The organism is Geodermatophilaceae bacterium NBWT11 (assembly GCA_014218215.1).
Lineage (GTDB): Bacteria > Actinomycetota > Actinomycetes > Mycobacteriales > Geodermatophilaceae > Klenkia.
Genome location: CP043652.1, coordinates 1,980,815 through 2,003,418 on the forward strand (window position 1 = coordinate 1,980,815; position 22,604 = coordinate 2,003,418).

General features: G+C 74.2%; 24 protein-coding genes and 1 pseudogene. 5 read left to right on the forward strand and 20 right to left on the reverse strand.

From position 1 onward, the window contains the following. Positions 1-75: 75 nt before the first annotated feature. The 8 genes from F1C76_09515 to crcB form a co-directional block, all read right to left on the reverse strand. Positions 76-483 carry a universal stress protein gene (locus F1C76_09515; protein QNG36803.1) on the reverse strand — a complete coding sequence of 136 codons (408 nt, stop codon included), beginning with the start codon at positions 481-483 and terminating at the stop codon, positions 76-78. A 17-nt stretch (positions 484-500) separates the two neighbouring features. Beyond that, positions 501-2,066: a tripartite tricarboxylate transporter permease gene (locus F1C76_09520; GenBank protein QNG36804.1), complete on the reverse strand. Its 1,566-nt coding sequence runs from the start codon at positions 2,064-2,066 to the stop codon at positions 501-503. Continuing rightward, positions 2,063-2,644, reverse strand: coding sequence for a tripartite tricarboxylate transporter TctB family protein (locus F1C76_09525; GenBank protein ID QNG36805.1), 582 nt, complete (start codon positions 2,642-2,644; stop codon positions 2,063-2,065). Before F1C76_09525 ends, F1C76_09520 begins: the two co-directional genes overlap by 4 nt. Then, positions 2,641-3,624 (reverse strand): tripartite tricarboxylate transporter substrate binding protein, encoded by a 984-nt coding sequence (locus tag F1C76_09530; GenBank protein ID QNG36806.1) that lies wholly within the window; start codon positions 3,622-3,624, stop codon positions 2,641-2,643. The genes F1C76_09525 and F1C76_09530 overlap by 4 nt, the downstream gene beginning before the upstream one ends. Before the next feature lie 141 nt (positions 3,625-3,765). Next, complete coding sequence (otsB, locus tag F1C76_09535; protein QNG39132.1) at positions 3,766-4,497, reverse strand: trehalose-phosphatase; 732 nt, start codon at positions 4,495-4,497, stop codon at positions 3,766-3,768. Between the two features lie 11 nt (positions 4,498-4,508). Next, on the reverse strand, positions 4,509-5,912 hold the full coding sequence (locus F1C76_09540) for a trehalose-6-phosphate synthase (GenBank protein ID QNG36807.1): 1,404 nt from the start codon (positions 5,910-5,912) through the stop codon (positions 4,509-4,511). Positions 5,913-5,951: 39 nt separating this feature from the next. Next, a complete protein-coding gene (locus F1C76_09545) occupies positions 5,952-6,305 on the reverse strand; it encodes a CrcB family protein (GenBank protein ID QNG36808.1) in 354 nt (117 codons plus the stop codon). Then, entirely contained in the window at positions 6,302-6,679 is a 378-nt protein-coding gene (crcB, locus tag F1C76_09550; GenBank protein QNG36809.1) for a fluoride efflux transporter CrcB, read from the reverse strand. Before crcB ends, F1C76_09545 begins: the two co-directional genes overlap by 4 nt. Positions 6,680-6,722: 43 nt before the next feature. Between crcB and F1C76_09555 the strand changes: the two genes are divergently transcribed. Further along, positions 6,723-7,823 (forward strand): CoA transferase, encoded by a 1,101-nt coding sequence (locus tag F1C76_09555; GenBank protein QNG36810.1) that lies wholly within the window; start codon positions 6,723-6,725, stop codon positions 7,821-7,823. A 1-nt stretch (position 7,824) separates the two neighbouring features. Here F1C76_09555 and F1C76_09560 read toward each other — a convergent pair whose 3' ends face one another. Further along, positions 7,825-8,274: a peroxiredoxin gene (locus F1C76_09560; protein QNG36811.1), complete on the reverse strand. Its 450-nt coding sequence runs from the start codon at positions 8,272-8,274 to the stop codon at positions 7,825-7,827. 90 nt (positions 8,275-8,364) lie between these two features. Here F1C76_09560 and F1C76_09565 point away from each other — a divergent pair, with 90 nt between their 5' ends. Beyond that, a complete protein-coding gene (locus F1C76_09565; protein QNG36812.1) occupies positions 8,365-9,357 on the forward strand; it encodes an aldo/keto reductase in 993 nt (330 codons plus the stop codon). Positions 9,358-9,393: 36 nt separating this feature from the next. Here the strand turns inward: F1C76_09565 and F1C76_09570 are convergent, their stop codons facing one another. Further along, entirely contained in the window at positions 9,394-10,248 is an 855-nt protein-coding gene (locus F1C76_09570; GenBank protein QNG36813.1) for a PaaX family transcriptional regulator, read from the reverse strand. Positions 10,249-10,388: 140 nt separating this feature from the next. Between F1C76_09570 and F1C76_09575 the strand changes: the two genes are divergently transcribed. The 3 genes and pseudogenes from F1C76_09575 to F1C76_09585 all read left to right on the forward strand — a co-directional run bounded on the left by F1C76_09575 (position 10,389) and on the right by F1C76_09585 (position 13,633). Then, positions 10,389-10,754, forward strand: coding sequence for a hypothetical protein (locus F1C76_09575; GenBank protein QNG36814.1), 366 nt, complete (start codon positions 10,389-10,391; stop codon positions 10,752-10,754). A gap of 4 nt (positions 10,755-10,758) precedes the next feature. Next, positions 10,759-11,163 (forward strand): annotated as a pseudogene (locus tag F1C76_09580) (hypothetical protein). 133 nt (positions 11,164-11,296) lie between these two features. After that, positions 11,297-13,633, forward strand: coding sequence for a SpoIIE family protein phosphatase (locus tag F1C76_09585; GenBank protein QNG36815.1), 2,337 nt, complete (start codon positions 11,297-11,299; stop codon positions 13,631-13,633). Here F1C76_09585 and F1C76_09590 read toward each other — a convergent pair. The 10 genes from F1C76_09590 to F1C76_09635 form a co-directional block, all read right to left on the reverse strand. Further along, positions 13,630-14,127: a flavin reductase family protein gene (locus F1C76_09590; GenBank protein ID QNG36816.1), complete on the reverse strand. Its 498-nt coding sequence runs from the start codon at positions 14,125-14,127 to the stop codon at positions 13,630-13,632. The genes F1C76_09585 and F1C76_09590 overlap by 4 nt on opposite strands. Next, positions 14,124-15,080 (reverse strand): hydroxymethylglutaryl-CoA lyase, encoded by a 957-nt coding sequence (locus F1C76_09595; GenBank protein QNG36817.1) that lies wholly within the window; start codon positions 15,078-15,080, stop codon positions 14,124-14,126. Before F1C76_09595 ends, F1C76_09590 begins: the two co-directional genes overlap by 4 nt. Positions 15,081-15,087: 7 nt before the next feature. Next, positions 15,088-15,504: a VOC family protein gene (locus tag F1C76_09600; GenBank protein ID QNG36818.1), complete on the reverse strand. Its 417-nt coding sequence runs from the start codon at positions 15,502-15,504 to the stop codon at positions 15,088-15,090. A 57-nt stretch (positions 15,505-15,561) separates the two neighbouring features. Continuing rightward, positions 15,562-16,635: a M20 family metallopeptidase gene (locus tag F1C76_09605; protein QNG39133.1), complete on the reverse strand. Its 1,074-nt coding sequence runs from the start codon at positions 16,633-16,635 to the stop codon at positions 15,562-15,564. Positions 16,636-16,730: 95 nt separating this feature from the next. Beyond that, on the reverse strand, positions 16,731-17,420 hold the full coding sequence (locus F1C76_09610; GenBank protein ID QNG36819.1) for a hypothetical protein: 690 nt from the start codon (positions 17,418-17,420) through the stop codon (positions 16,731-16,733). Positions 17,421-17,508: 88 nt separating this feature from the next. Next, positions 17,509-17,943 carry a polyketide cyclase gene (locus F1C76_09615; GenBank protein QNG36820.1) on the reverse strand — a complete coding sequence of 145 codons (435 nt, stop codon included), beginning with the start codon at positions 17,941-17,943 and terminating at the stop codon, positions 17,509-17,511. Positions 17,944-17,976: 33 nt separating this feature from the next. Beyond that, on the reverse strand, positions 17,977-18,483 hold the full coding sequence (locus tag F1C76_09620; protein QNG36821.1) for a GNAT family N-acetyltransferase: 507 nt from the start codon (positions 18,481-18,483) through the stop codon (positions 17,977-17,979). Further along, the gene (locus tag F1C76_09625; GenBank protein ID QNG36822.1) at positions 18,452-20,182 is read right to left on the reverse strand and encodes a glycerol-3-phosphate dehydrogenase/oxidase; all 1,731 of its coding nucleotides are present in this window, start codon (positions 20,180-20,182) and stop codon (positions 18,452-18,454) included. The genes F1C76_09620 and F1C76_09625 overlap by 32 nt, the downstream gene beginning before the upstream one ends. 176 nt (positions 20,183-20,358) lie before the next feature. Beyond that, entirely contained in the window at positions 20,359-21,870 is a 1,512-nt protein-coding gene (gene glpK / locus F1C76_09630; GenBank protein ID QNG36823.1) for a glycerol kinase GlpK, read from the reverse strand. A gap of 1 nt (position 21,871) precedes the next feature. Beyond that, positions 21,872-22,591, reverse strand: coding sequence for an IclR family transcriptional regulator (locus F1C76_09635; GenBank protein QNG36824.1), 720 nt, complete (start codon positions 22,589-22,591; stop codon positions 21,872-21,874). Positions 22,592-22,604: the final 13 nt, after the last annotated feature.

The window sequence follows — 22,604 nt, forward strand, 5'->3', positions numbered from 1 at the left end:
ACGGTCACCGCCCCGGACCGGTCGACATCTCGACGGGTCCGGGGCGGTGGGCGTCCGGTGGTGCGGTGCCGCGGGTCAGGCCTCGTGCGGTGAGCTCTTCACCCCAAGGATCGGGCACTCGACGTCGAGCAGGATGCGCTGGGCGGCCGAGCCCATCAGCAGCTTGCCCACCGCCGAGCGCTTCTTGAGCCCGATGACCAGCAGCTCGGCGTCGGTCTCGCGGACCACGTCGGCCAGCTCCTCGGAGACGTCCCGGCCGCGCACCGGCTGGCGCACCTCGGCGCGCACCCCCGAGGCGGTGAGCTCGTCGTGCAGGGCGCGCAGCGCGTCGCCCTGCAGGAAGTCCGAGTCCACCAGGGCGTCCCCGCGGGAGCTGTTGACCACCACAAGCAGCGCGTCGCGACGACGGGCCTCCGCGAGGGCGTGGTCGAGCGCGAAGCGCCCGCGGGTGTTGGGGACGTACCCCACGACGACGACGGCCATCCGACGATCCTCTCCCATCACTGGTCCCTGCCCGACGTGACGACGCTCTCGTCGTCCCGGTGCTCCAGCTGCCCGTCCCGCTGGACCTCCTCCGGCGTGGCCCGCCGGCCCTTCACCAGCCGCAGCACGAACGGCCCGACCAGGGCGACGAGTGCGAGCAGCAGCACGATCCGGCTGAACCAGGTGTCGGTCAGCGCGGACAGGTCGCCGTCGCTGATCGCCAGCGCGCGGCGCAGGTTGTTCTCCGCGATCGGGCCGAGGATCAGCCCGATCACCGCGGGGGCGACCGGCCAGCCGTAGCGGCGCATCACGAACCCGAGCAGACCCAGCACCATGAGGATGACCAGGTCCAGCGGGTCGGCGTTGACCGCGAACGAGCCGAGCGAGGCGAAGACCAGGATGCCGGCGTACAGGTAGGGCCTGGGGATCTTGAGCAGCTTCACCCAGACGCCGACCAGGGGCAGGTTGAGCACCAGCAGCATCACGTTGCCGATGAACAACGAGGCGATGAGCGCCCACACCAGCGGACCCTCGGTGGTCAGCAGCGTCGGGCCGGGCTGGATGCCGTAGCCCTGGAACGCGGCCAGGATGATCGCCGCAGTGGCCGAGGTGGGCAGGCCCAGGGTCAGCAGGGGCACCAGGACACCGGCGGCGGCAGCGTTGTTGGCCGCCTCCGGTCCGGCGACGCCCTCGATCGCGCCCTTGCCGAAGTCCTCGGGGTGCTTGCTGAGCTTCCGCTCGGTGGCGTAGCTGAGGAAGGTCGGGATCTCGGCACCACCGGCGGGCAGGGCGCCGAACGGGAAGCCGAACGCCGTCCCGCGCAGCCAGGGCTTCCAGGAGCGCTTGAAGTCCTCTCGGGTCATCCAGTTGCCCTTGTGGTCGATGACCTGCACGGCGCCCTTGCGCAGCCGGCTGGCCACGAACAGCGACTCGCCCACGGCGAACAGCGCCACGGCGACCACGACGACGTCGATGCCGTCGGACAGCTGAGGGATGCCGAGGGTGAAGCGCTCCTGACCGGTGATCAGGTCGGTGCCGACCAGGCCCAGGTACAGGCCCAGGCAGAGCGCCGCCAGTCCGCGCAGCGGGGAGGACCCGAGCACGGTGGAGACGGCGACGAACGCGATGACCGCGAGGGCGAAGTAGTCGGCCGCGGTGATCCCGATGGCGAGGTCGACCACGGTCGGGGCGACCAGCGCAAGCAGCAGGGTGGCAATCGTGCCGGCGACGAAGGAGCCGATGGCAGCGGTGGCCAGCGCGGCCGACCCGCGGCCGGCCTTGGCCATCTTGTTGCCCTCGAGCGCGGTCATGATCGAGCTGGACTCACCGGGGGTGTTGAGCAGGATCGACGTCGTCGACCCGCCGTACATGCCGCCGTAGTAGATGCCGGCGAACATGATCAGCGCCGCGGTGGGCTCCAGCACGTAGGTGGCCGGCAGCAGCAGCGCCACCGTCATGGCCGGGCCGATGCCCGGCAGCACGCCGACCGCGGTGCCCAGGACGACGCCGAGCAGCGCGAAGAGCAGGTTGACCGGGGTGATCGCGTCGGCGAACCCGCCGAGGAGTGCCTCGATGCCCATCAGAACCAGCTCGTCACGAACTCGAGGACCGTGCCGCCGGGCAGCGCCACGTTGAGGGCCTTCACGAACAGGACCCAGGCGATGCAGCCCAGGGCCAGGCCGATGAGGAAGGGCCGGACGATGCCGACCGCCCCCAGCGCCCAGGCCACCGCGGCGAACATCAGCGCGACCGCCAACGGCCAGCCGATGACGTTGATCAGCAGCGCGTGGGCCAGGAAGGCAACCGCGATGACGGCGACGGCGCGCCAGTCGGTCGGGGCGTCGGGGTCGACGTCCTCGCTGTCGTCGGAGGGCGCCCGGTCACCGCGGAGCACCCGCAGCGCCAGGAACGCACCCGTGACGACGGTCAGCCCGCCGACGAGGTAGGGGAAGAACCGCGGGCCCAGGGTGTTCGTCGAGCCGGGCACGGCGATCGCGCCGGCGTCGACCAGCAGGTAGACGCCCAGGGCGGCCAGCAGGACGGCGAGCACCAGCTCGCCGGTGTTGCGCTTGGTGGTGGTGGTCGGCTCGGTCACGGGGCGGACGTCGTCCGCTCGGGTGCTCACTGGCTGCGTCTGATGGCCCATCTCGCTGGCGCTCACTGGATCAACCCGATCTCGGTCAGGACCTGGCGCACGCGGGTCTCCTCCTCGGCGAGGAACTCGCCGTACTCGTCTCCGGTCATGAAGGTGTCCAGCCAGCCGTTGGTGTCCAGCGCTTCCTGCCACTCGTCGGTGTCGTGCGCCTCGGTGACCAGGCCGATGAGGTCCTCGCGGGCGCCGGCGCTCATCCCCGGGCGGGCCATCAGGCCGCGCCAGTTGGTGACCTCGACGTCGTAGCCGCTCTCCAGGATCGTGGGCACGTCGGGCACCTGGGTGGACCGGTCCGCGGTGGAGACGGCGATGCCGCGCAGGTCGCCGCTCTGCACCTGGGGGCCGTAGTCGGCGGTGCCGGAGATGCCGGCGGCGACCTGGTCGCCCAGCAGCGCGGCGAGGGACTCACCACCGCCGGAGTAGGCGATGTAGTTGACCTCGATCGGGTCGATGCCGACGGCCTGGGCGAGCAGCCCGGCCAGGATCTGGTCGGTGCCGCCGGCCGAGCCGCCGGCGATCGGGGTGCCGCGCGGGTCGGCGGCCCAGCCCTGGACGAAGTCCTCGAGCGTCTCGTAGGGCGACTCGGCCGGGACGACGATCAGCTCGGTCTCGGCGATCAGCTGGGCGATCGGGGTGACGTCGGTGAGCCGGGTGCTCGAGTCGTTGGTGTCGATGGCCCCGACCATGACCAGGCCCATCATCATCAGCAGGGCGTCGTCGTCCTCGCGGGACAGCTGGCCCAGGCCGATCGTGCCGCCGGCCCCCTCGACGTTGAACACCTGGACGTTGCGGGCGACCCCGGTCTGCTGGATCACGCGCTGGAGCGTGCGGGCGGTGGTGTCCCACCCGCCGCCCGGGCTGGCCGGGACCATCATGCGCAGGCGGGACAGGTCGCCCGGGGAGACGACGGTGCCGGCACAGGCCGACAACGCGGACAGGGCCGGCAGCGCGAGCGCTCCGGCCAGGAAACCTCTGCGGGTCAGCTGCACGGGAGGTGCACCCCCGACGCTGGGGAGACGGCGATCACGTGACGGGACGCTAGGGCCCGCGGCGACCCACGTCACAGGTCCGGGGCTGTCCCTTGGTTACACAACCCGCGCACGTCCCAGAAACCGCGGTTTCCGGGGACGTCAGACGTGCAGGGCCGTGGCCAGGCGCTCGAGCAGGGCGCGGACGCCGTCCAGGTCGGGAACCCGGTGTGCGGCGGCGGTCTCGCCGGGGCCGACCTTCACGGTCACGTCCTCCCGACCGAGGGCAGTGAACGCGTCCTCGTCGGTGGTGTCGTCGCCCAGGTACAGCGCCCCGTCGGCGCCGAGCTCGCGGCGCAGCCGGAGCACCGCCGTCCCCTTGTCGGCGTCGGTGAGGGCCAGCTCCAGCACGTCCTTGCCCGGCTTGCGGGTGATCCCGGTGTCCGCGGCGGCGTCGGCGGCGGCCAGCAGGCCGGCGGCTGCGTCCCGGTCCGTCGCGGTGCGCACGTGCACGGCGACCGCGGCCGGCTTGACCTCCAGCCGGGCACCGGGGACGGCGTCCACCAGCGGCTCGAGCGCGGCGACCAGGGTGTCGCGGTGGGCCAGCAGCTCGGGGTCCGGCCCGCCGTCGAACTCCGCCCCGTGGCTGCCGACCCAGCGGTAGGGGCCGGTGAAACCGCTGGTGGCCTGCAGGTCGGCCACGCCCCGACCGCTGACCAGGGCGACGGTGACGTCAGGAGCCGCGGCGAGGCGGGTCAGCAGGTCCGCCGCCCACGGCTGCGGCCCGGCCTCGGAGGGGACGTCGGCCAGCGCGGACAGCACGCCGTCGTAGTCGGTGGCCAGCAGCAGCGGACGGCGCAGCGCGAGGGCGTCCAGCGCGTCCTCCAGCGTCAGGTCCAACCCGCTCACGACTGGGCCTCCAGGGCGTCGAAGAACGACCCGGCCCAGTGGTCGAGGTCGTGACCCCGCAGGTAGCGGCGCATCGCCTTCATCGCCTTCGCCGACTCCGCCGGGTCGGCCCGCAGCGCGCGCATCAGCTGCTTCTTGACGCCGTCCTTGTCGTGCGGGTTGACCAGGTAGGCCTGCTTGAGCTCGGCCGCGGCACCGGCGAACTCGCTGAGCACCAGCGTGCCGCCGTTGTCGCTGCGCGCGGCGACGTACTCCTTGGCCACCAGGTTCATGCCGTCCCGGTAGGGCGTCACGAGCATGACGTCGGCGGCCCGGTAGAGGGCGGCGAGCTCCTCGCGCGGCATCGACTGGTTGAAGTAGTGCACCGCCGGACCGGTGGTCGAGCCGAAGACCCCGTTGATGTGCCCGACCTGCTGCTCGATCGTCTCGCGCATGGTCACGTAGTGCTCGACCCGCTCACGGCTGGGTGTCGCCACCTGCATGAACACCGTGGACGGCGCCTCGATCAGCTCGTCCTCCAGCAGCTCCAGGAAGACCTCGAGCCGGACGCCGATGCCCTTGGTGTAGTCCAGCCGGTCGACCCCGAGCACGACCTTGTCGGGGTTGCCGAGCTCGCGGCGGATCTCCGCGGCCCGCTCGAGCACCTCCGGGGACCGGGCCAGCTCGTCGAACACCGAGACGTCGATCGAGATCGGGAACGCCTTGACGGTGACCGTGCGGCCCTCGTACTCGATCGTCCCGCCCTTGGTGGGCAGCTCGTGCAGGCGCTTGGCCAGCTGGACGAAGTTCGTCGCCGCGGCCGGCATCTGGAAGCCGATGAGGTCGGCGCCCAGCAGGCCCTCGACCACGGCGTTGCGCCACGGCAGCTGGGTGAACAGCTCGTAGGGCGGGAACGGGATGTGCAGGAAGAACCCGATGGTCAGGTCCGGGCGCAGCTGGCGGAGCATCGCCGGCACCAGCTGCAGCTGGTAGTCGTGCACCCAGACGATCGCGCCCTCGGCGGCGACCTCGGCGGCCTTCTCGGCGAACCGGCGGTTGACCTGCACGTAGCTGTTCCACCAGGTGCGGTGGTACTCCGGCTTCTCGACCACGTCGTGGTAGAGCGGCCAGAGCGAGGCGTTGGAGAACCCCTCGTAGTACTGGTCGACGTCGTCCTCGCTCAGGGCGACCGGGACCAGGTGCATGCCGCCGGACTCGAAGGGCTCCGGGGCCTCCCCGGCCGAGCCCGACCAGCCCACCCAGGCACCGCCGCGGCCGGCCACGAAGGGCTCCAGGGCGGTGACCAGGCCACCGGGACTGCGGGTCCAGCTGACCGTGCCGTCGGCGGCGACGACCTGGTCCACCGGGAGTCGGTTGGCGACCACGACCACGGGACTGTCTGACTGCGTCTCATCAACCATGCTGGCCCGACCCTACTGAGGCCCGGCGGCCGTCGCAGGTCATCGGACGGCGAGGTACCCGACCGCCGCCGCCCCGACGCCCAGCAGCAACGACCCGGCCACGTAGGCCAGCGCCCGGCCCACCGCCCGTTCCTCGACCAGCCGGACGACGTCGAAGCCGAAGGTGGAGAACGTGGTCAGCGTGCCGCAGAAGCCGGTGCCCACCAGGGCGACCACCGCGGGGGAGATGTCGCGCAGGCCGAGGACGACGCCCAGCACCAGGCTGCCGAGCACGTTGACCGCCAGGATCCCGAGCACGCTGCCCCGGCCCCGCCACCGCACCGCCGCCCGGTCGGCGGCGAACCGCAGCGGCGCCCCGACCAGCGCGCCGAGCGCCACCCACAGCGCGGTCACCGGGCCACCCGCCGGCCCACGCCCAGCCCGAGGACGACGGCGGCCAGTCCGCCCACCACGCTGACCAGCAGGTACGCGACCGCCAGCAGCCACCGGCCGGCCTCGACGAGCTGGACGGCGTCGACGGAGAACGTGGAGAAGGTGGTGTAGCCCCCGAGCACCCCGGTGGCCAGGAACGGCCGCAGCCACGGGTGGTCCGGCGCCCGGGCCAGCAGCACCGCGAGCAGCAGGCCGATGAGCAGACAGCCGGTGAGGTTCACGGCCACGGTCGCCCACGGCCAGGCGCCGGGGGAGTGCGGGAGGCCGAGCTGGACGCCGTACCGGGCCAGGGCCCCCAGGGCGCCGCCGACCGCCACCACGACGTAGGGACGCACGGTGCGGGAGCATGCCACCACGACCTGAGGAGAGTGGGGCACCGTGGCCGGACCGCTGCAGGGTGTGCGCGTCGTGGAGTTCGCCGGCCTGGGCCCGGGCCCGTTCTGCGGGATGCTGCTGGCCGACCTGGGCGCCGACGTCGTCCGGATCGACCGGCGCAGCGCCGGTACCGGGCTGATCGGCGCACTGGGCGGGACCTCGCTGCTCGACCGCGGCAAGCGGTCGATCGCGCTGGACCTCAAGGACGCCGAGGACCTCGCCGTCGTCCGGGCGCTGGTCGGGCGGGCCGACGTGCTGCTGGAGGGCTTCCGCCCCGGGGTGATGGAGCGCCTGGGGCTGGGCCCGGAGCAGGCGCTGGAGCTCAACCCGGCGCTGGTCTACGGCCGGATGACCGGCTGGGGGCAGACCGGGCCGCTGGCGCACTCGGCCGGGCACGACATCGGGTACGTCGCGCTGACCGGGGCGCTGGGGGCCACCGGTCGACCCGACGAGCGCCCGGCACCGCCGCTGAACCTGCTCGGCGACTTCGGCGGCGGCGGGGTGTTCCTCGCCCTGGGCGCGGTCGCCGCCCTGCTGCACGCCCGGACGACGGGGCAGGGCCAGGTGGTCGACGCCGCCATCGTGGACGGCACCGCGGTGCTCACCACGATGATCCACGGGATGCTCGACCAGGGCACCTGGCGCGACGTGCGCGGGGGGAACCTGCTCGACACCGGCGCGCCGTTCTACGACGTCTACCGGTGTGCGGACGGGACGTTCCTCGCCGTCGGTGCACTGGAGGAGCAGTTCTACGCGGCGCTGCTCACCGGTCTCGGCCTGGCCGGGGACGCCTCGCTGCCCGACCGGTCCGACGTGCGCGCCTGGCCGCAGCTGCGCGACCGGTTCGCCGAGGTGATCGGCAGCCGCACCCGGGACGAGTGGTGGCAGGTCTTCGCCGGGACTGACGCCTGCGTCGCCCCGGTGTGGTCGCTGCTGGAGGCGGTCCAGGACCAGCACAGCACCGAGCGCGGGGTGTTCGTCGAGGTGGACGGCGTGCACCAGCCCGCCGTCGCCCCCCGGTTCTCGGTCACCCCGGGCGCGGTCGGCTCCGTGCCGGCCGTCGGCCAGCACGACGCGGAGATCCGCGCCGAGCTGGCCGGCTGACTCAGGAGGGCGACAGCGCCGCCAGCGCCTTGTCCGCGTGCTTGGCGAAGCGGAACTCGCTCTTGATGACGTCCTTGACCAGGCCGTCGGTGCCGATCACGTAGGTGTGCCGCTTCACCGGCGCGGCGTTCATGTTGCGCTTGGTGCCATAGGCCTCGCAGACCGCGCCGTCGACATCGGCCAATAACGGGTAGTCGAACCCGTTGCCCTCGGCGAACACCTTCTGCTTCTGCACCGAGTCCCGGCTGATGCCCACCCGCTGCGCGCCGACGGCGGCGAACCGGGCCTGCTCGTCGCGGACGGAGCACATCTCGGTGGTGCACCCGCCGGAGGAGGCCAGCGGGTAGAAGAACAGCACCACCGGACCGTCCTGCAGCATCGTGGACAGCCGCCGGGGCGTGCCGTCCTGGTCCGGGAGCTCGAAATCGGGGGCCACGTCTCCGCGCTTCATGCCCCACCTTCGCATCCAGCCCCCGGACCGGTTCGGTTCACGGGGTACCCGGGTGGTTGCGGGATGCACCGTCCGGGCAGGACGACGGGCATGGACACACGCACGCTGAACGACCTGACCGTCGCCGCCCAGGGCCTGGGCTGCATGGGGATGAGCGAGTTCTACGGCACCGGGGACCAGGCGGAGGCCGAGCGGACCATCCACCGCGCCCTCGACCTGGGCGTCACCTTCCTCGACACCGCCGACATGTACGGCCCCTTCACCAACGAGCAGCTGGTCGGGGCCGCGATCGCCGGCCGGCGCGACGAGGTCGTGCTGGCCACCAAGTTCGGCAACGAGCGCAACCCCGACGGCTCCCGCGTCGGCATCAACGGGCGCCCGGAGTACGTGCACAGCGCCTGCGACGCCTCGTTGCAGCGGCTGGGCGTCGACGTCATCGACCTCTACTACCAGCACCGGGTCGACCCCTCCGTGCCGATCGAGGACACCTGGGGCGCCCTGGCCGAGCTGGTCCAGGCCGGCAAGATCCGGCACGCCGGCATCTCCGAGGCCGCTCCCGACACGATCCGCCGGGCGCACGCCGTGCAGCCGGTGACCGCCGTGCAGACCGAGTACTCGCTGTGGACCCGGGACCCCGAGACCGACGGGGTGTTCGCCGCCTGCGCCGAGCTCGGCATCGGGTTCGTCGCCTACTCACCCATCGGCCGCGGCTTCCTGTCCGGGCAGATCCGCAGCGTGGACGACCTGGAGGAGGGCGACTTCCGCCGGGTCAACCCGCGGTTCCAGGGGGAGGCGTTCCAGCAGAACCTGCGGCTGGTCGACCGGGTGCGCGAGCTGGCCGAGGGCAAGGGCGTCACCGCGACACAGCTGGCACTGGCCTGGGTGATGGCCCGCTCGGGCGCCGAGGGGCTGCCCACGATCGTGCCGATCCCGGGCACGAAGCGGGTGTCCTACCTGGAGGAGAACGCGGCCGCGGCCGACGTCGTCCTCAGCGCCGACGACCTGCAGGCCCTGGACGAGGCCGCCCCGGTGGGCGCGGCCGCCGGCGACCGCTACCCGGACATGTCCTCGGTGCACGTCTGAGCGACCCGCACCGGGCAGCACCTCAGGAGAACGGCATCAGATGAGCGACGGGGAGTCCTGCTGGGCCCGGGGGGCGACGACCTCGCCGACGTCCTCGGCCAGCCGGGCTCCCACGTGCTCGCGGGCCGGGTCGGCCAGCCGGGCGCTCAGCTCGGTCCAGGTGTCGCAGGCGTCCTGCCCTGGCCAGTCGGTGGCCTTGAGCTCCGGGGGCAGGAACGGGTCGCTCCCCACCATCACCCGGAACGCGCGCAGCGAGCGCAGGTGGGCCCGCAGTGCCTCCGCGCCGCTGGGGCAGGGGGCGGCCAGCTGACCGCGGAACGCGGCGGTCAGCTCCCGCCACCCGGCGGCGAGGGCGTCGAGGTCCCAGCAGCGGTGCGCGAGCTCGAAGTCGGTGGCGGGCATGTCGGCGTCGGCCATCGTGGCCCGCAGCACGTCCAGCCGGGCGATCGGCTCGGTGGCCAACTCGGCGCGCACCTCGTCCAGCGCCGCCTCCTGGGGGGAGATCCAGGTCGCCGGGGCCAGCATGCCGAAGCCGTGCCTGCCCAGGGTGCGGCGGACCCGCTCCCGGGTGGCGCGGTCGGTCTCCGGGACGGTGTAGATGACCATCCGCCAGCGGCCGTCCCAGGGCAGCAGCCGCTGATCCAGGCGCTCCTGGCGGCGCTCGCGGACCGCGCGCAGCCGGTCGGTCGGCGTGTAGAGGGTCTCCCGGCCGCTGCGGCTGGCGGTGAAGAGACCCTCGCGGCGCAGCCCGGCCATCGCGACCCGGGTGGTCGGCTCGGCGATCTCGAGGTCCTCCAGCAGCGCGACCAGGGTCTGCAGCCGGACCGGGTGGGCCGTCGGCCGGTCCAGGTGCTCGGCGAAGAGGTCGCTCACCAGATCGCGGACGGTCATGCCCCGATTCTGTCCCACCACCGGGCTCCTGGGGAGGCCCCGCGGGGGCTACGAGACCCGATCGTGCCCTACCCGCCAGTAGCGCCCGGCGGACGTCGCACTGGGAGGATGGCGGGCGTGACCGGACCGCTGGACCCCGTGTGAGCACCCCCCTGGTGGTCGCGGCCTCCGCGGTGGCCCTGGTGCTGGTCGCCCTCGGCGTGCTGTCCACCGTCCTCCGCCGCCGCACCGGGCAGGCCCACCTGGTCGTCGCCGGGGTGCTGGAGCTGATCCTGGTCGTGCAGCTGGTGCTGGTCGTCGTCGCCCTCGTCGGCGGGGAACGCCCCCCGGAGACGGCCACCTTCCTGGCCTACCTGGTCAGCGTGGTGCTGGTGCCGGTCGCCGGGGTGCTGTGGTCGCGCACCGAGCCCACGCGGTGGGCCGGGTCCGTGATCGCGGTGGCCGGTCTCGTCGTCGCCGTCATGGTGTGGCGGCTGCTCCAGCTGTGGGAGGCCACCGGTGGCTGACCGCCTGGGCGCCCCGGCGGCCGGCTCCGACGGGCCGACCGACCACGGCTCGCGGGGGCCCGGCCGGGTCCTGGTCGCCCTCTACGGCACCTTCGCCCTGGCCGCGGGCGCCCGGGCCGCCGTCCAGCTGGCCACCCAGTTCGACGAGGCACCGGTGGCCTACCTGCTGTCGGCGTTCTCCGCGGTCGTCTACCTGGTCGCCACGATCGGGCTGGCCTGCGGCGGTCGGGGCGGGCGACGCACCGCCGTGGTCGCCGTCCTGGTCGAACTGGTGGGGGTCCTCGTGGTGGGCACGCTGTCCCTGCTGGACCGGCAGGCGTTCCCGGACGCCACGGTGTGGTCGGTCTACGGCCAGGGCTACGGGTTCATCCCGCTGGTGCTGCCGGTGCTGGGCCTGCTGTGGCTGCGGCACCTCGCCGAGCTCGACGCCACGCCCCCGACGACCCCCCCGGCGCGCCGGACCCCGGCGCCGCCTGAGGCCCGCGACCCCGGAGCGGAATGCGGAACGGTCCCGGGTCACAGCCCCCGCTTATGCTGTACGCGTGCCGTCTGAGCGCGACGAGCCGCGGGCCGCGTCGGTCCCCGTCCCCCCGGAAGCCGCCGCGGCGGTCGCCGGTGTGGCGGCGTCCCCGGCGGACGGGTCCTCACAGGCCGGCATCGTGGGCGCTGCCGAGGCCCTGGTGTCCGACCGGCCCCAGGGTGCCCGGTCCGCGCTGCCCGGCGTGCTCTCCGACGTCCCGGTGGCCGTGCTGGTCATCGACCGCTCGGCCGGCACCGTGGTCTACGCCAACACCGCTGCGGTGGAGATCGCCGGGCACGTGCGGCTGCCGGTCCCGATCGACGAGTGGGGTGCGTCGGCGGGCCTGACCGACCTCACCGGCGCGCCGCTGGCCAGCACCGGCAGCCCGCTCTCCCAGGTGGCCGACGGGTCACCCGTCGCCGGGGAGGCCGTGCGGCTGTCGCCGCTGCGCAGCACCGACGCCGACCGCGCCGGCGCCGCCGACGACGACAGCGACCCGCTCACGCTGTGGGTCACCGGGTTCCCGCTCTCCCAGGACCCCGACGCCGAGCAGCTGGCCCTGGTCGTCTTCCTCCAGGTCGACGGCGGCACCTCGGCCGACCCCGAGGCCCAGCTGCAGGCCCTGCGCGACCGGGCCGTCGTCGCCACCGACATCACCTTCACCATCACCGACCCCCGGCAGCCCGACGACCCGCTGGTGTGGGTCAACCCCTCCTTCACCCGGGTCACCGGCTTCTCCTACGAGGAGTCGGTGGGCCGCAACTGCCGGTTCCTGCAGGGGCCGGCCACCGACCGGGCGGCCGTGGACGCCATCGGCGCGGCCCTGCGGGCCCACGAGCCGCTCACCACGACGCTGCTGAACTACCGCAAGGACGGCACGGCCTTCTGGAACCAGCTGTCGATCACCCCGGTCTTCGACGGCACGGGTGAGCTGGTCAGCTTCGTGGGCGTGCAGACCGACGTCACCGAGCGGGTGCGGGTCGAGGGCGAGCGGGCGTCGGCGTTCGCCGCCGAGCAGTCCGCCCGCCGGGAGGCCGAGATCGCCCAGGCCGTCGCCGAGCAGGCCCGCGCCGACGCCGAGCGGGCCACGGCCGAGGCGGAGCTGGCGCAGAGCCGCCTGGCGCTGATGGCCGAGGCGACCAGCACCCTGTCGGCGACGCTGGAGATGAGCGAGCTGCTCGACCGGTTGGCCGGGTTGTGCGTGCCCCTGCTGGCCGACTGGGTGTTCATCACCCTCGTCGACCCGTTCGGCGACGTCCGGGAGACCGCGGCCCGGCACCGCGACGGCATGCACGACGAGCTGCGCCAGTTCAGCAACCTGCACGCCATGCACCTGCCGGAGGCGTCCCCCAGCCGCCAGGCCCTGGACACCTCGCTGCCGGTGCTCATCCCGGACATGGACGACGAGCGGACCGCCGCGGTGTTCAGCCACCCGTCGACCGCCGGGCTGTTCCGCCGGCTGGGCGGCACGTCGGTGCTCAGCGTCCCGATGGTGGCCCGGCGTCGCACGCTGGGCGCGATGGCGCTGGTGATGACCAGCGACGACCGCGGGTTCGACCGCGAGGACGTCGACCTGGCCGAGGACCTGTCCCGCCGGGCCGCCCTCGCGATGGACAACGTGCGGCTCTACCAGCAGGAGCACGAGGTCGCCGAGACCCTGCAACGCTCCCTGCTGCCCGACCTGCCGGAGATCCCGCGGATCACCTCGGCGGCGCACTACGTCAGCGCGTCCACCGCAGCCGACGTCGGCGGGGACTTCTACGACCTGCTGGCGCTGCCCGACGGGTCGGTCGGGGTGGCGATCGGCGACGTGGTCGGCCACGACGTGGTGGCCGCGGCGGCGATGGGCCACCTGCGCGGACTGCTGCGGGCCTGCGTCTGGGAGCCCACCGACGCCGACCCGGGTGCCGTGCTCGGCCGGGTCGACCGGCTGGTCCAGGGCCTGCACGTGGCCTCGATGGCGACCATGGCCTACGTGCGGGCCGAGCCCCCGGCGGGGGAGGGCCGGCCCTGGACGCTGGCCATCGCCAACGCCGGGCACCCCCCGCTGCTCGTCCGCCGTCCCGACGGCAGCGTCGAGGTGCTGGACGAGGTGAGCGGGCTGCTGGTGGGCGTGGACCGGGAGTCCCGTCGGGAGACCCTGCACCTCGAGGTGCCGGTGGGGACCACGTTGATCGGCTACACCGACGGGCTCATCGAGCACCCCGGCGCCGACCTCGACGAGGGCATCCGGACGCTGGTGCGGCGGCTGCGGGACGCCCCGGTGGACGCGCTGCCGCAGGACCTGTGCGACCACGCGGTCGCAGCCGACCTCGACCGCCGGGACGACGTCGCGCTGATCGCCGTCCGCTTCGACTAGCCCTTCGTCTGCAGGCCGTAGGCGCCGCGGTGGAAGACCAGCGGGGCCTTCTCCGCCGTCGCGCCGAGGTCGAGCACCCGGCCGACGACGATGGTGTGGTCCCCGCCCTCGTGCTCGGCGAACAGCTCGCAGTCGATCCAGGCCACGACGCCGTCCAGCACCGGTGAGCCGTGTGCGCTGGGCTCCCAGCTCACCCCGGCGTACTTGTCGGTGCCCGAGCGGGCGAACTGCGAGGACAGCCGGTCCTGGTCGTCGGCCAGCACGTTCACGCAGAACCGGCCGGCCTCGCGCAGCCGCGGCCAGGTGGTCGAGCTCCTCGCGGGGGCGAAGGCGACCAGCGGCGGGTCCAGCGACAGGGAGCTGAAGGACTGGCAGGTGAACCCGATCGGGCCGTCGTCGGCGATCGCGGTGACGATGGTGATGCCGGAGGCGAAGTGGCCGAGCACGTCCCGCATCACACGGGGGTCGACGATCTCCGGGGGCTGCTCGCTCATGCCTGCGATCCCACCACCTCCGGGGACCACGTGCCGCGCGGGGCGTTGCGACCTCCGGCACGGAACAGCGAGCTGGGCAGCTCCCGGCCGACCGCCCGCCGGGTGACCGCGGCGGCGGCCAGGACGGCGTCGAGGTCGATGCCGGTGCGCACCCCGGAGTCCTCCAGCCAGTACACGAGCTCCTCGGTGGCGATGTTGCCGCTGGCGCCGGGGGCGAACGGGCAGCCGCCCAGCCCGCCCACCGAGGAGTCCAGCTGGGTGACCCCGGCCTGGACGGCGGCCAGCGCGTTGGCCTGACCGGTGCCGCGGGTGTCGTGGAAGTGCACGCCGAGGGGGACGCCCGGGGTGGCCCGGCGGACCTCGTCGAGCAGCCGCACCACCCGCAGCGGCGTCGTCGTCCCGATGGTGTCGCCCAGGCACAGCTGGTCGGCGCCGGCGGTGACCGAGGCCCGGGCGACGTCCACCGTGCGGTCCAGGGCGGTGCGGCCGTCGAAGGGGCAGTCCCACGCCGTCGCGACGACCACCTCGAGGCTGCCGCCGGCACCGTGGGCGAGCGCGGCGATGTCCGGGACGGCGGCCACGGCCTCCTTCGTGGGCCGGCCGGCGTTGGCCCGGGAGTGGCTGTCCGAGGCGCTGACCACGTACTCCAGGTCGGCGATCCCGGCGTCCACGGCCCGCTGCGCACCCCGGGTGTTGGCCACCAGCGCGGAGAAGTGCACGCCCGGGAAGCGGTGCAGCTCGGCGGCGAGCGCGTCGGCGTCGGCCAGCGCGGGCACCGCCTTCGGGGACACGAAGGAGGTCACCTCGATCCGGCGCACCCCGGTCTCCACCAGGGCCTCGAGCATCGCCAGCTTGTCGGCCAGCGGCACCGGCGCCTCCAGCTGCAGGCCGTCGCGCATCCCGACCTCGCGGACGTCGACGGCCTGCGGCAGGAGGAGCTCGAAGTCGGTCACCCCCCGATCATGCCGCGTCCGGTGCGGACCCCACGTTGAACATCCAGGGGGTGCCGAAGCGGTCGGTGCACTGGCCGTACTCGTCGCCCCACATCTGCTTCTCCAGCGGCACCTGCACCTCGCCGCCCTCGGACAGCTGCGCCCACCAGCCACGCAGCTTCTCCGTGTCGGTGCCGCTGATGCACACGCTGGCCCCCGCGGCCTTCTCGAAGCCCATGCCGGGGCCGGTGTCCGAGCCCATCAGCAGGATGCCGTCGGGGGTGTCCAGCTGGCTGTGCATCACGCGGGCGGCGTCGGGGCCCTCCATGCCGAACTCCCCGAAGGTGTTGACGGTCAGCTCACCGCCCAGCACGCGCTGGTAGGTCTCCATCGCCTCCCGGGCGTTGCCGTCGAAGGACAGGTACGGGCACAGGTTCGCGGTCATCGGGTCTCCTCTGGGGCGGGGTCTGTCACCCTCTCGGACCGGCGGGCCCGGCGGAAGTCATCGGTCCCAGCGGGCGACCACCTCGGCGAAGGTGCGGGCGGCATGCTCGAGCTCGGTGACCTCCACGTACTCGTCGCGGGCGTGCATGACGGCCGGGGTGCCCGGGCCCCAGACGACGATCGGGGCGCCGTCGGCGACCGGGCCGAGGACCGAGCCGTCGGTGAAGTAGGTGGCCGGCTGGCTGCGCGTCTCCGCCGGCAGGGCCTGCACCCACCGGTCGTCGGCGGGGGTGAGCAGCGGGGGCAGGTCGACCCGGACCTCGACGTCGGCGACCTCGGGCTGGGCCCGCCACCAGGCCTGCAGCGCGGCGCCGTCCCCGACGGTGCGCAGGTCGACGACGACCTCGGCGGCGTCGGGGACGACGTTGGGCACCGTGCCACCGCTGATCACACCCGGGTTCCAGGTCTCGGTGCCGAGGAACGCCTCGCTGGCCAGCGGGAGCTGGGTGCCGGCGCGCTGGAGGACGGCGACGAGGTCCATGACGGCGTTGTGGCCCAGGTGCGGGGTGCTGCCGTGCGCGGCCCTCCCGGCGGCGCGGACGGCGAGCCACAGCGCACCGCGGTGGCCCAGGACGACCTCGTTGCCGGTGGCCTCGGGGACGACGACCGCGCCCGTGCGGGTGCCCTGCAGCGCCCGGGCGGCGACCTGGGCGCCCTTCGAGCCGATCTCCTCGTCGCTGGTGAGCAGCAGGCCGACGGGGGTCTCGGGGTCGGCCGCGGCGACGGCGGCGATCGCGGCCACCAGGCCGGCCTTCATGTCCGAGCCGCCGCGGCCCCACACCCGGCCGTCCTCGGCGTCGGCACCGAAGGGGTCGCGCTGCCAGTGCGTGGCGTCCGCGGCCGGGACGGTGTCGACGTGGCAGGCGAACAGCAGCCGCGGCCGGTCGGGGTCGGTGGGGGTGGTGAGCAGGGTCCACGGCTGGTCGGCGTCGTCGCCGTCGGTGCGCTGCAGGTGCGGCGCCTGCGCGCGGAGCACCTCGGTGACCACGCCCATCACGTCCCGCTGGGGCCGGGGGTCACCGGAGACCGTGGGACGGCGGACGAGCTCGCGGACCAGGTCGACGACGTCGATGCTCATCGGCCCACCCTGCCCGTGGCGGTCGGGGTCGGCACCCCGGACACACGGCGGGCCGGGTTCCACGTGGAACCCGGCCCGGACGAGCCGACCTACCAGCCCTGCGGGCTGTCCTGCCTCGGTCCGGCACCCCGCCTGCTGGCGACCCAGCCGCCGACCAGCGGCAGCGCGGCCAGCACGGCGGCGACCGTCGGCACCGGGAGCAGGAAGACGACCAGGGTGGCCTGGCCCGAGGCGGAGCCGTAGGAGGAGGCCGCGCTGACGACCGCCTGCAGCAGCACGGTGAGGGCCAGGGCAGCTCCGCCCCCGACGACGAACCACCGGTCGGTGCCGGCCAGCAGCCGGATCGAGCCGTAGATCAGTGCGGCACCCGCCGGCAGGCCCACGACCACGCTCACCCAGGTGGCGCTGCCCCCGTCCGAGCCGGCCAGCAGCACGATGCCCACCAGGCCCCAGAGGATCGCGATCCCACCGGCGATGAACCCGAGCACTGCGGCTGCGGTGCCCTGCGCCGGGCGTCCGGGTCCCTTCGGCCAGGCCAGGGGCACGGCCGGCGGCGTCCACCACGGGCCCTGCTGCCCACCCCACGGCTGCTGAGGCGGCGCACCCCACGGCTCCGGGGCCGGGGCGTATGCCGGCGGTGGCCCGCCCTGCCCGTAGGGCGGCGCCCCGGCGCCGTACGCCGTCGCCCCCGAGCCGTACCCGCGCCCGTCACCGCCGGGAGGCGTCGCCCCCGGAGGGTTCGCGTCCCAGCCTCGTCCGTCGTCTCGCGCCCCGGTCACCGGCCCAGTCTGCCCGGACCGGGCCGTTCCCCGTGGGAGGCGGTCGACCCGGGCCACCCGCCGGGGTGACCCGCCGGTGGCGGGGGGATCAGACGGTGGCCAGCACCCGGGTCATCTGCTCCTCGGTGTCGGTGCCCAGCTTCTCCAGCGCCGGCTTGAGCAGCGGCCCGGCCAGGGACGCGACCCCGTGGAAGTCGAAGTCCACGTGGTAGCGGATCTCGGTGCTGGTGGCGTCGACGGCCCGGAAGGAGATCTCGTCGGTCGAGGTGACCGTCTTGTTCTCCCCGACGAGCACGAGGCGGTCGGCCTCCCAGGTGGCCAGCCGGTACTCCAGCTCGGTCTCCCGGCCCATGAACTCGCTGACGTTGCGCCAGCGGGAGCCCACCTGCACCGGCTGCCCGTCGACCGGCGTGCAGCTCTTCGTGCCCGGGTCCCAGGCCTCGGCGTGGGCGAAGTCGGCGAGGTAGTCGACCGCCTTCTCGAGGGGGCACTGCACGACGAAGGTCCGTTCGACGGTGGGCACGGCTGCTCCTGGGGTCGGGGTGGTGGGATCCCGTCATGCCCCCGTGGCGGGGGGTCGACACCACACCTGGAGGCGTCGTCCGCCCCGGTCGAGCACGCCCTCCCGCTCGAAGCCGGCCCGGGTGGCCACCCGGCGCGAGGCGGCGTTGCCGGGCAGCACCAGGGCACGCACCCGCTCGGCACCCCCGGCCAGCAGCATCTCGGCGACCTGCCGGACGGCACCGGAGGCGAGCCCGCGGCCCCGGCCGGCCGGGAGCAGGGCCCAGCCCAGCTCCCAGCCCTCGTCCTCCAGCCGCACGCCCACCACCCCGACGTCCAGTCCGTTGGCCACGACGACCCACCGGTCACCCGTGCCCGCGGCACGGCGCGCGAGGAGCCGGTCGACCCGCGCCCGGGCCTCCTCCTCGGTGAGGTCCGGGGCTGCCGACGTGCCGGCGACGACCAGCGGGTCCCGGGACAGCGCCTGCTCCAGCGGCCAGTCGGCCGCCGTCAGCAGGCGCAGCCCCGGCTCAGACGAGGGCGCGACCGACGGCCACCGCACGGGTGTCCGGCGCGGCGACGCGGGCGGCGTCGGCCTCCTGGTCGTTGTCCTCGGTCTGCGAGCGGCGCTCGGCCTCGACCCGCGCGGCGTAGGAGGCGACCTCGTTGGTGACCCGCTCCTCGTCCCAGCCCAGCACGCCCGCGACGGCCCGGGCCACCGGGAGGGCGGACTCGGTGCCGCGGTGCGGGGTCTCGATGGAGATCCGGGTGCGGCGGGCGAGCAGGTCGTCCAGGTGCAGCGCACCCTCGCAAGCGGCGCCCCACACCATCTCGACCATCAGGTACTCCTCGGCGCCGGGCACCGGCTGGAGCAGCGACGCGTCGTCGGCGGCGAGCTCGAGGACGTCCGGGGTCAGCGAGCCGTACCGGTTGAGCAGGTGCTCGGCACGGAAGCGCGGGACGCCCCACTGGTCGGCCAGCCGGTCCAGGGAGTTGACCATCGCGAAGTAGCCCTCGGCGCCGACCAGCGGCACGTCCTCGGTGACGCTCTTCGGGATGGTCCGGGTGACGTCCTCGGCCACGGCGTCCACGGCGTCGGCGGCCATCGGCCGGTAGGTCGTGTACTTGCCGCCGGCGACGGAGATGACGCCCGGGGAGGGGCGGGCGACGGCGTGCTCGCGGGAGAGCTGGCTGGTGTCCTCGGACTCACCCGACAGCAGCGGGCGCAGCCCGGCGTAGACCCCGGAGATGTCCTCGTGGGTCAGCGGGGTGGTCAGCACCTCGTTGACGTGGTCGAGGATGTAGTCGATGTCGGCCTTGGACGCCGCGGGGTGCGCCTTGTCCAGGTCCCAGTCGGTGTCGGTGGTGCCGACGATCCAGTGCGAGCCCCACGGGATGACGAACAGCACCGACTTCTCGGTCTTGAGGATCAGCCCGGTCTCGCCGTTGATCCGGTCGCGCGGGACGACGATGTGCACGCCCTTGGAGGCCCGCACGTGGAACCGGCCGCGGCCCCCGACGAGGGTCTGCAGGTCGTCGGTCCACACGCCGGTGGCGTTGACCACGACCTCGCTCTTGACGTCGATCTCCTGGCCGGTCTCCACGTCGCGGACCCGGGCGCCGACGACGCGGCCGCCGGCCCGCAGGAAGGAGACGACCTCGGCGGAGTTCAGCACGGTGGCGCCGTACTTGGCCGCGGTCAGCGCGACGGTGAGGGTGTGCCGGGCGTCGTCGGCCTGGGCGTCGTAGTAGCGGACGGCGCCGACCAGCGCGTCGGGCTTGAGGGCCGGGAAGAGCTTGCGCGCCCCGGTGCGGGACAGGTGCTTCTGGGAGGGCATCGGCTCGCTGAGCGCGCCGAACCGGGCCAGCCCGTCGTAGAGCGCCAGGCCGGCGGTCACGTAGGGGCGCTCCCACACGCGGTGGGTCAGCGGGTAGAGGAACGGCAGCGGCTTGACCAGGTGCGGGCTGATCCGGTTCACCGCGAGGTCGCGCTCGTGCAGCGCCTCGCGGACCAGGCCGAAGTCGAACTGCTCCAGGTAGCGCAGGCCACCGTGGAAGAGCTTGGAGGACCGGGACGACGTGCCCGAGGCGTAGTCGCGGGCCTCGACCAGCGCGGTCTTCAGGCCGCGGGTGGCCGCGTCCAGCGCCACACCGGCGCCGGTGACGCCGCCACCGACGACGAGGACCTCGAACTCCTCGGCGGCCAGCGCGGCCCACGCGGCGGCGCGCTGCTCGGGACCCAGCGGGGTGACAGCGGACATGGGGTGCTCCTGTGGTCTCGCCGCCACACGGACGACGTCGTCGGCGTCGGGTGCCCCGGGGTCCGGTGCACCTCGATGTGTGGGCCGCGGTGTGACCCGCGGCTCTTGACGTCCACGGTAGGTCCGCGGCACAGGCCCGGCGAACCCCGGCGTCCGACAATCTCGGACGCGCACCCTCACGGGTAGGGCGCGCCCCAGGCGATGGACAGCGCCACCGCACGCTCCCAGGTCGGGTACTCCGCGGACAGCTGGGCGGCACGCGCGGGCACCGGGCTCCACTGCGCCGAGCGGTGCCAGTTGCGCCGCAGCGCCTCGACGTCGGCCCACAGCCCGACCGCCAGCCCGGCGGCGTAGGCCGCGCCCAGCGACACGGTCTCCCCGACCATCGGGCGGACGACGGGCACGTCGAGCACGTCGGCCACGAACTGCATGAGCAGGTTGTTGGTGGTCATCCCCCCGTCCACCCGCAGCGCCGGCAGCGGCAGCCCGGAGTCCGCGGCCATCGCCCGGACGACGTCCCGGGTCTGCCAGCCCGTCGCCTCCAGCACCGCCCGCGCCAGGTGGCCCTTGGTGACGTAGGAGGTCAGCCCGGCGACCATCCCGCGCGCCTCGCCGCGCCAGTGCGGGGCCAGCAGCCCGGAGAACGCCGGGACGACGTAGCAGCCGCCGTTGTCCTCCACGGTGCGCGCGAGGGTCTCGACCTCCGGGGCGGTGCCGATCAGGCCGAGCCCGTCACGCAGCCACTGGACCAGGGCACCGGCGACCGCGACCGACCCCTCCAGCGCGTAGTGCACCGGTTCCCCGGCCAGCTGGTACGCCACCGTCGAGATCGACCCCGACCGGGTGCGGACCAGCTCGGTGCCGGTGTTCTGCAGCAGGAAACTGCCGGTGCCGTAGGTGCACTTGGCCTCGCCCGGGGCGAAGCAGGCCTGCCCGAACAGCGCGGCCTGCTGGTCGCCCAGCGCACCGGTGATCGGGATGGCCGGGCTCAAGGCGGTGGCCACCCCGAGCTGGCCCACCGAGGGCCGGATCTCGGGCAGCAGCGCGGCCGGGACGCCGAAGAACTCCAGCAGGTCGGGGTCCCAGGCGCAGGTGCGCACGTCCATCAGCGACGTCCGGCTGGCGTTGGTCACGTCGGTGACGTGCACCCCGCCGTCCGGGCCGCCGGTGAGGTTCCAGACCAGCCAGGTCTCCATGGTCCCGAACAGCAGCTCGCCGCGCTCGGCCCGCTCCCGGGCCCGCGGCACGTGGTCGAGCACCCAGCGCAGCCGCGGCCCGGCGAAGTAGCCGGCGATGTCCATCCCGCTGCGCTCGGCGACGATCCCGGCGTCGGGACGGGCGGTCAGCCGGGTGACCAGGTCGGCGGTGCGGGTGTCCTGCCAGACGATCGCCCGGGTCACCGGCCGGCCGGTCGCCTTCTCCCAGACGACCGTGGTCTCCCGCTGGTTGGCGATCCCCAGCGCGACGACCTCGCCGGCGGCAGCGGCCACGTCGTGCAGCGCCTGGGCCGCGGTGCGCTGGGTGTTGGCCCAGACCTCCATCGGGTCGTGCTCCACCCAGCCCGGCCGCGGGAACCACTGCCGGTGCTCCCGCTGGCGGACCGCGACCATCCGGCCGCTGCGGTCGAACACGATCGACCGGGTCGACGTCGTCCCCTGGTCCACCGCCAGCACGTAGCGCTCGGCCACGTCAGCCCCGCCAGCCCAGCTCGCGGGACACCGCGTGCGCCGCCTCGGTGACCATGCCGACCAGCTTGGGCCGGGCCGCACCGCGGCGGTCGCAGACCTCGTCGACCGGCCCGGCGATGCCCATCGCGGCCACGACCAGCCCGGTGGACCCGCGCACCGGCGCGGCCACCCCGCCGGTCGCGGACTCGAACCCGCCGCACTCCACCGCCCAGCCCTGCGCGCGGACGGCGGGGAGCTCGGCGCGGGCGACGTCCTGCACGCCCCGGGTGGAGCGGTGCGGGGCGAAGGCCGCCAGCACCCGGCCGAGCGCCGTGCTCTCGGCCGGCAGCGTCGTCCCCACGTCGAGCACCTGCACGGAGTCGTCGGGCCGGAAGACGTGGTGCACGACGACGACCCGGTCCTCCACCAGCGCGGCCAGCCGGACGGCGTGTCCGCTGCGCGAGGCCAGCGCGTCGGCCCAGTTCGAGGCCCGGGAGCGCAGCTCGTTGACGTCGAGGTGGCTGGCGCCCAGCCGGAGCAGGCCGGCGCCCAGGGCGTACCGGCCCTCGCGGTCCTGCTCGACGAACCCGACGGCCAGCAGGGTGCGCAGCAGGCTGTGCGCGGTGGTCTTGGGCAGCCCGACCGCCGCAGCGATGTCGGTCACGCCGAGGGTGCCCCCGCTGCCGGCCACCACCTGCAGGATGGCGGCGGCCCGCTCGATCGACTGCACGGTGCCCGGCACGCGCCGAACGGTA

Excerpts from the sequence above, each read along its gene's own strand:
- F1C76_09515 (QNG36803.1), bottom strand. The coding sequence starts at position 483 with ATGGCCGTCGTCGTCGTGGGGTACGTCCCCAACACCCGCGGGCGCTTC.
- F1C76_09540 (QNG36807.1), bottom strand. The coding sequence starts at position 5,912 with ATGGTTGATGAGACGCAGTCAGACAGTCCCGTGGTCGTGGTCGCCAAC.
- F1C76_09560 (QNG36811.1), bottom strand. The coding sequence starts at position 8,274 with ATGAAGCGCGGAGACGTGGCCCCCGATTTCGAGCTCCCGGACCAGGAC.
- F1C76_09565 (QNG36812.1), top strand. The coding sequence starts at position 8,365 with ATGGACACACGCACGCTGAACGACCTGACCGTCGCCGCCCAGGGCCTG.
- F1C76_09570 (QNG36813.1), bottom strand. The coding sequence starts at position 10,248 with ATGACCGTCCGCGATCTGGTGAGCGACCTCTTCGCCGAGCACCTGGAC.
- F1C76_09590 (QNG36816.1), bottom strand. The coding sequence starts at position 14,127 with ATGAGCGAGCAGCCCCCGGAGATCGTCGACCCCCGTGTGATGCGGGAC.
- F1C76_09600 (QNG36818.1), bottom strand. The coding sequence starts at position 15,504 with ATGACCGCGAACCTGTGCCCGTACCTGTCCTTCGACGGCAACGCCCGG.
- F1C76_09625 (QNG36822.1), bottom strand. The coding sequence starts at position 20,182 with ATGTCCGCTGTCACCCCGCTGGGTCCCGAGCAGCGCGCCGCCGCGTGG.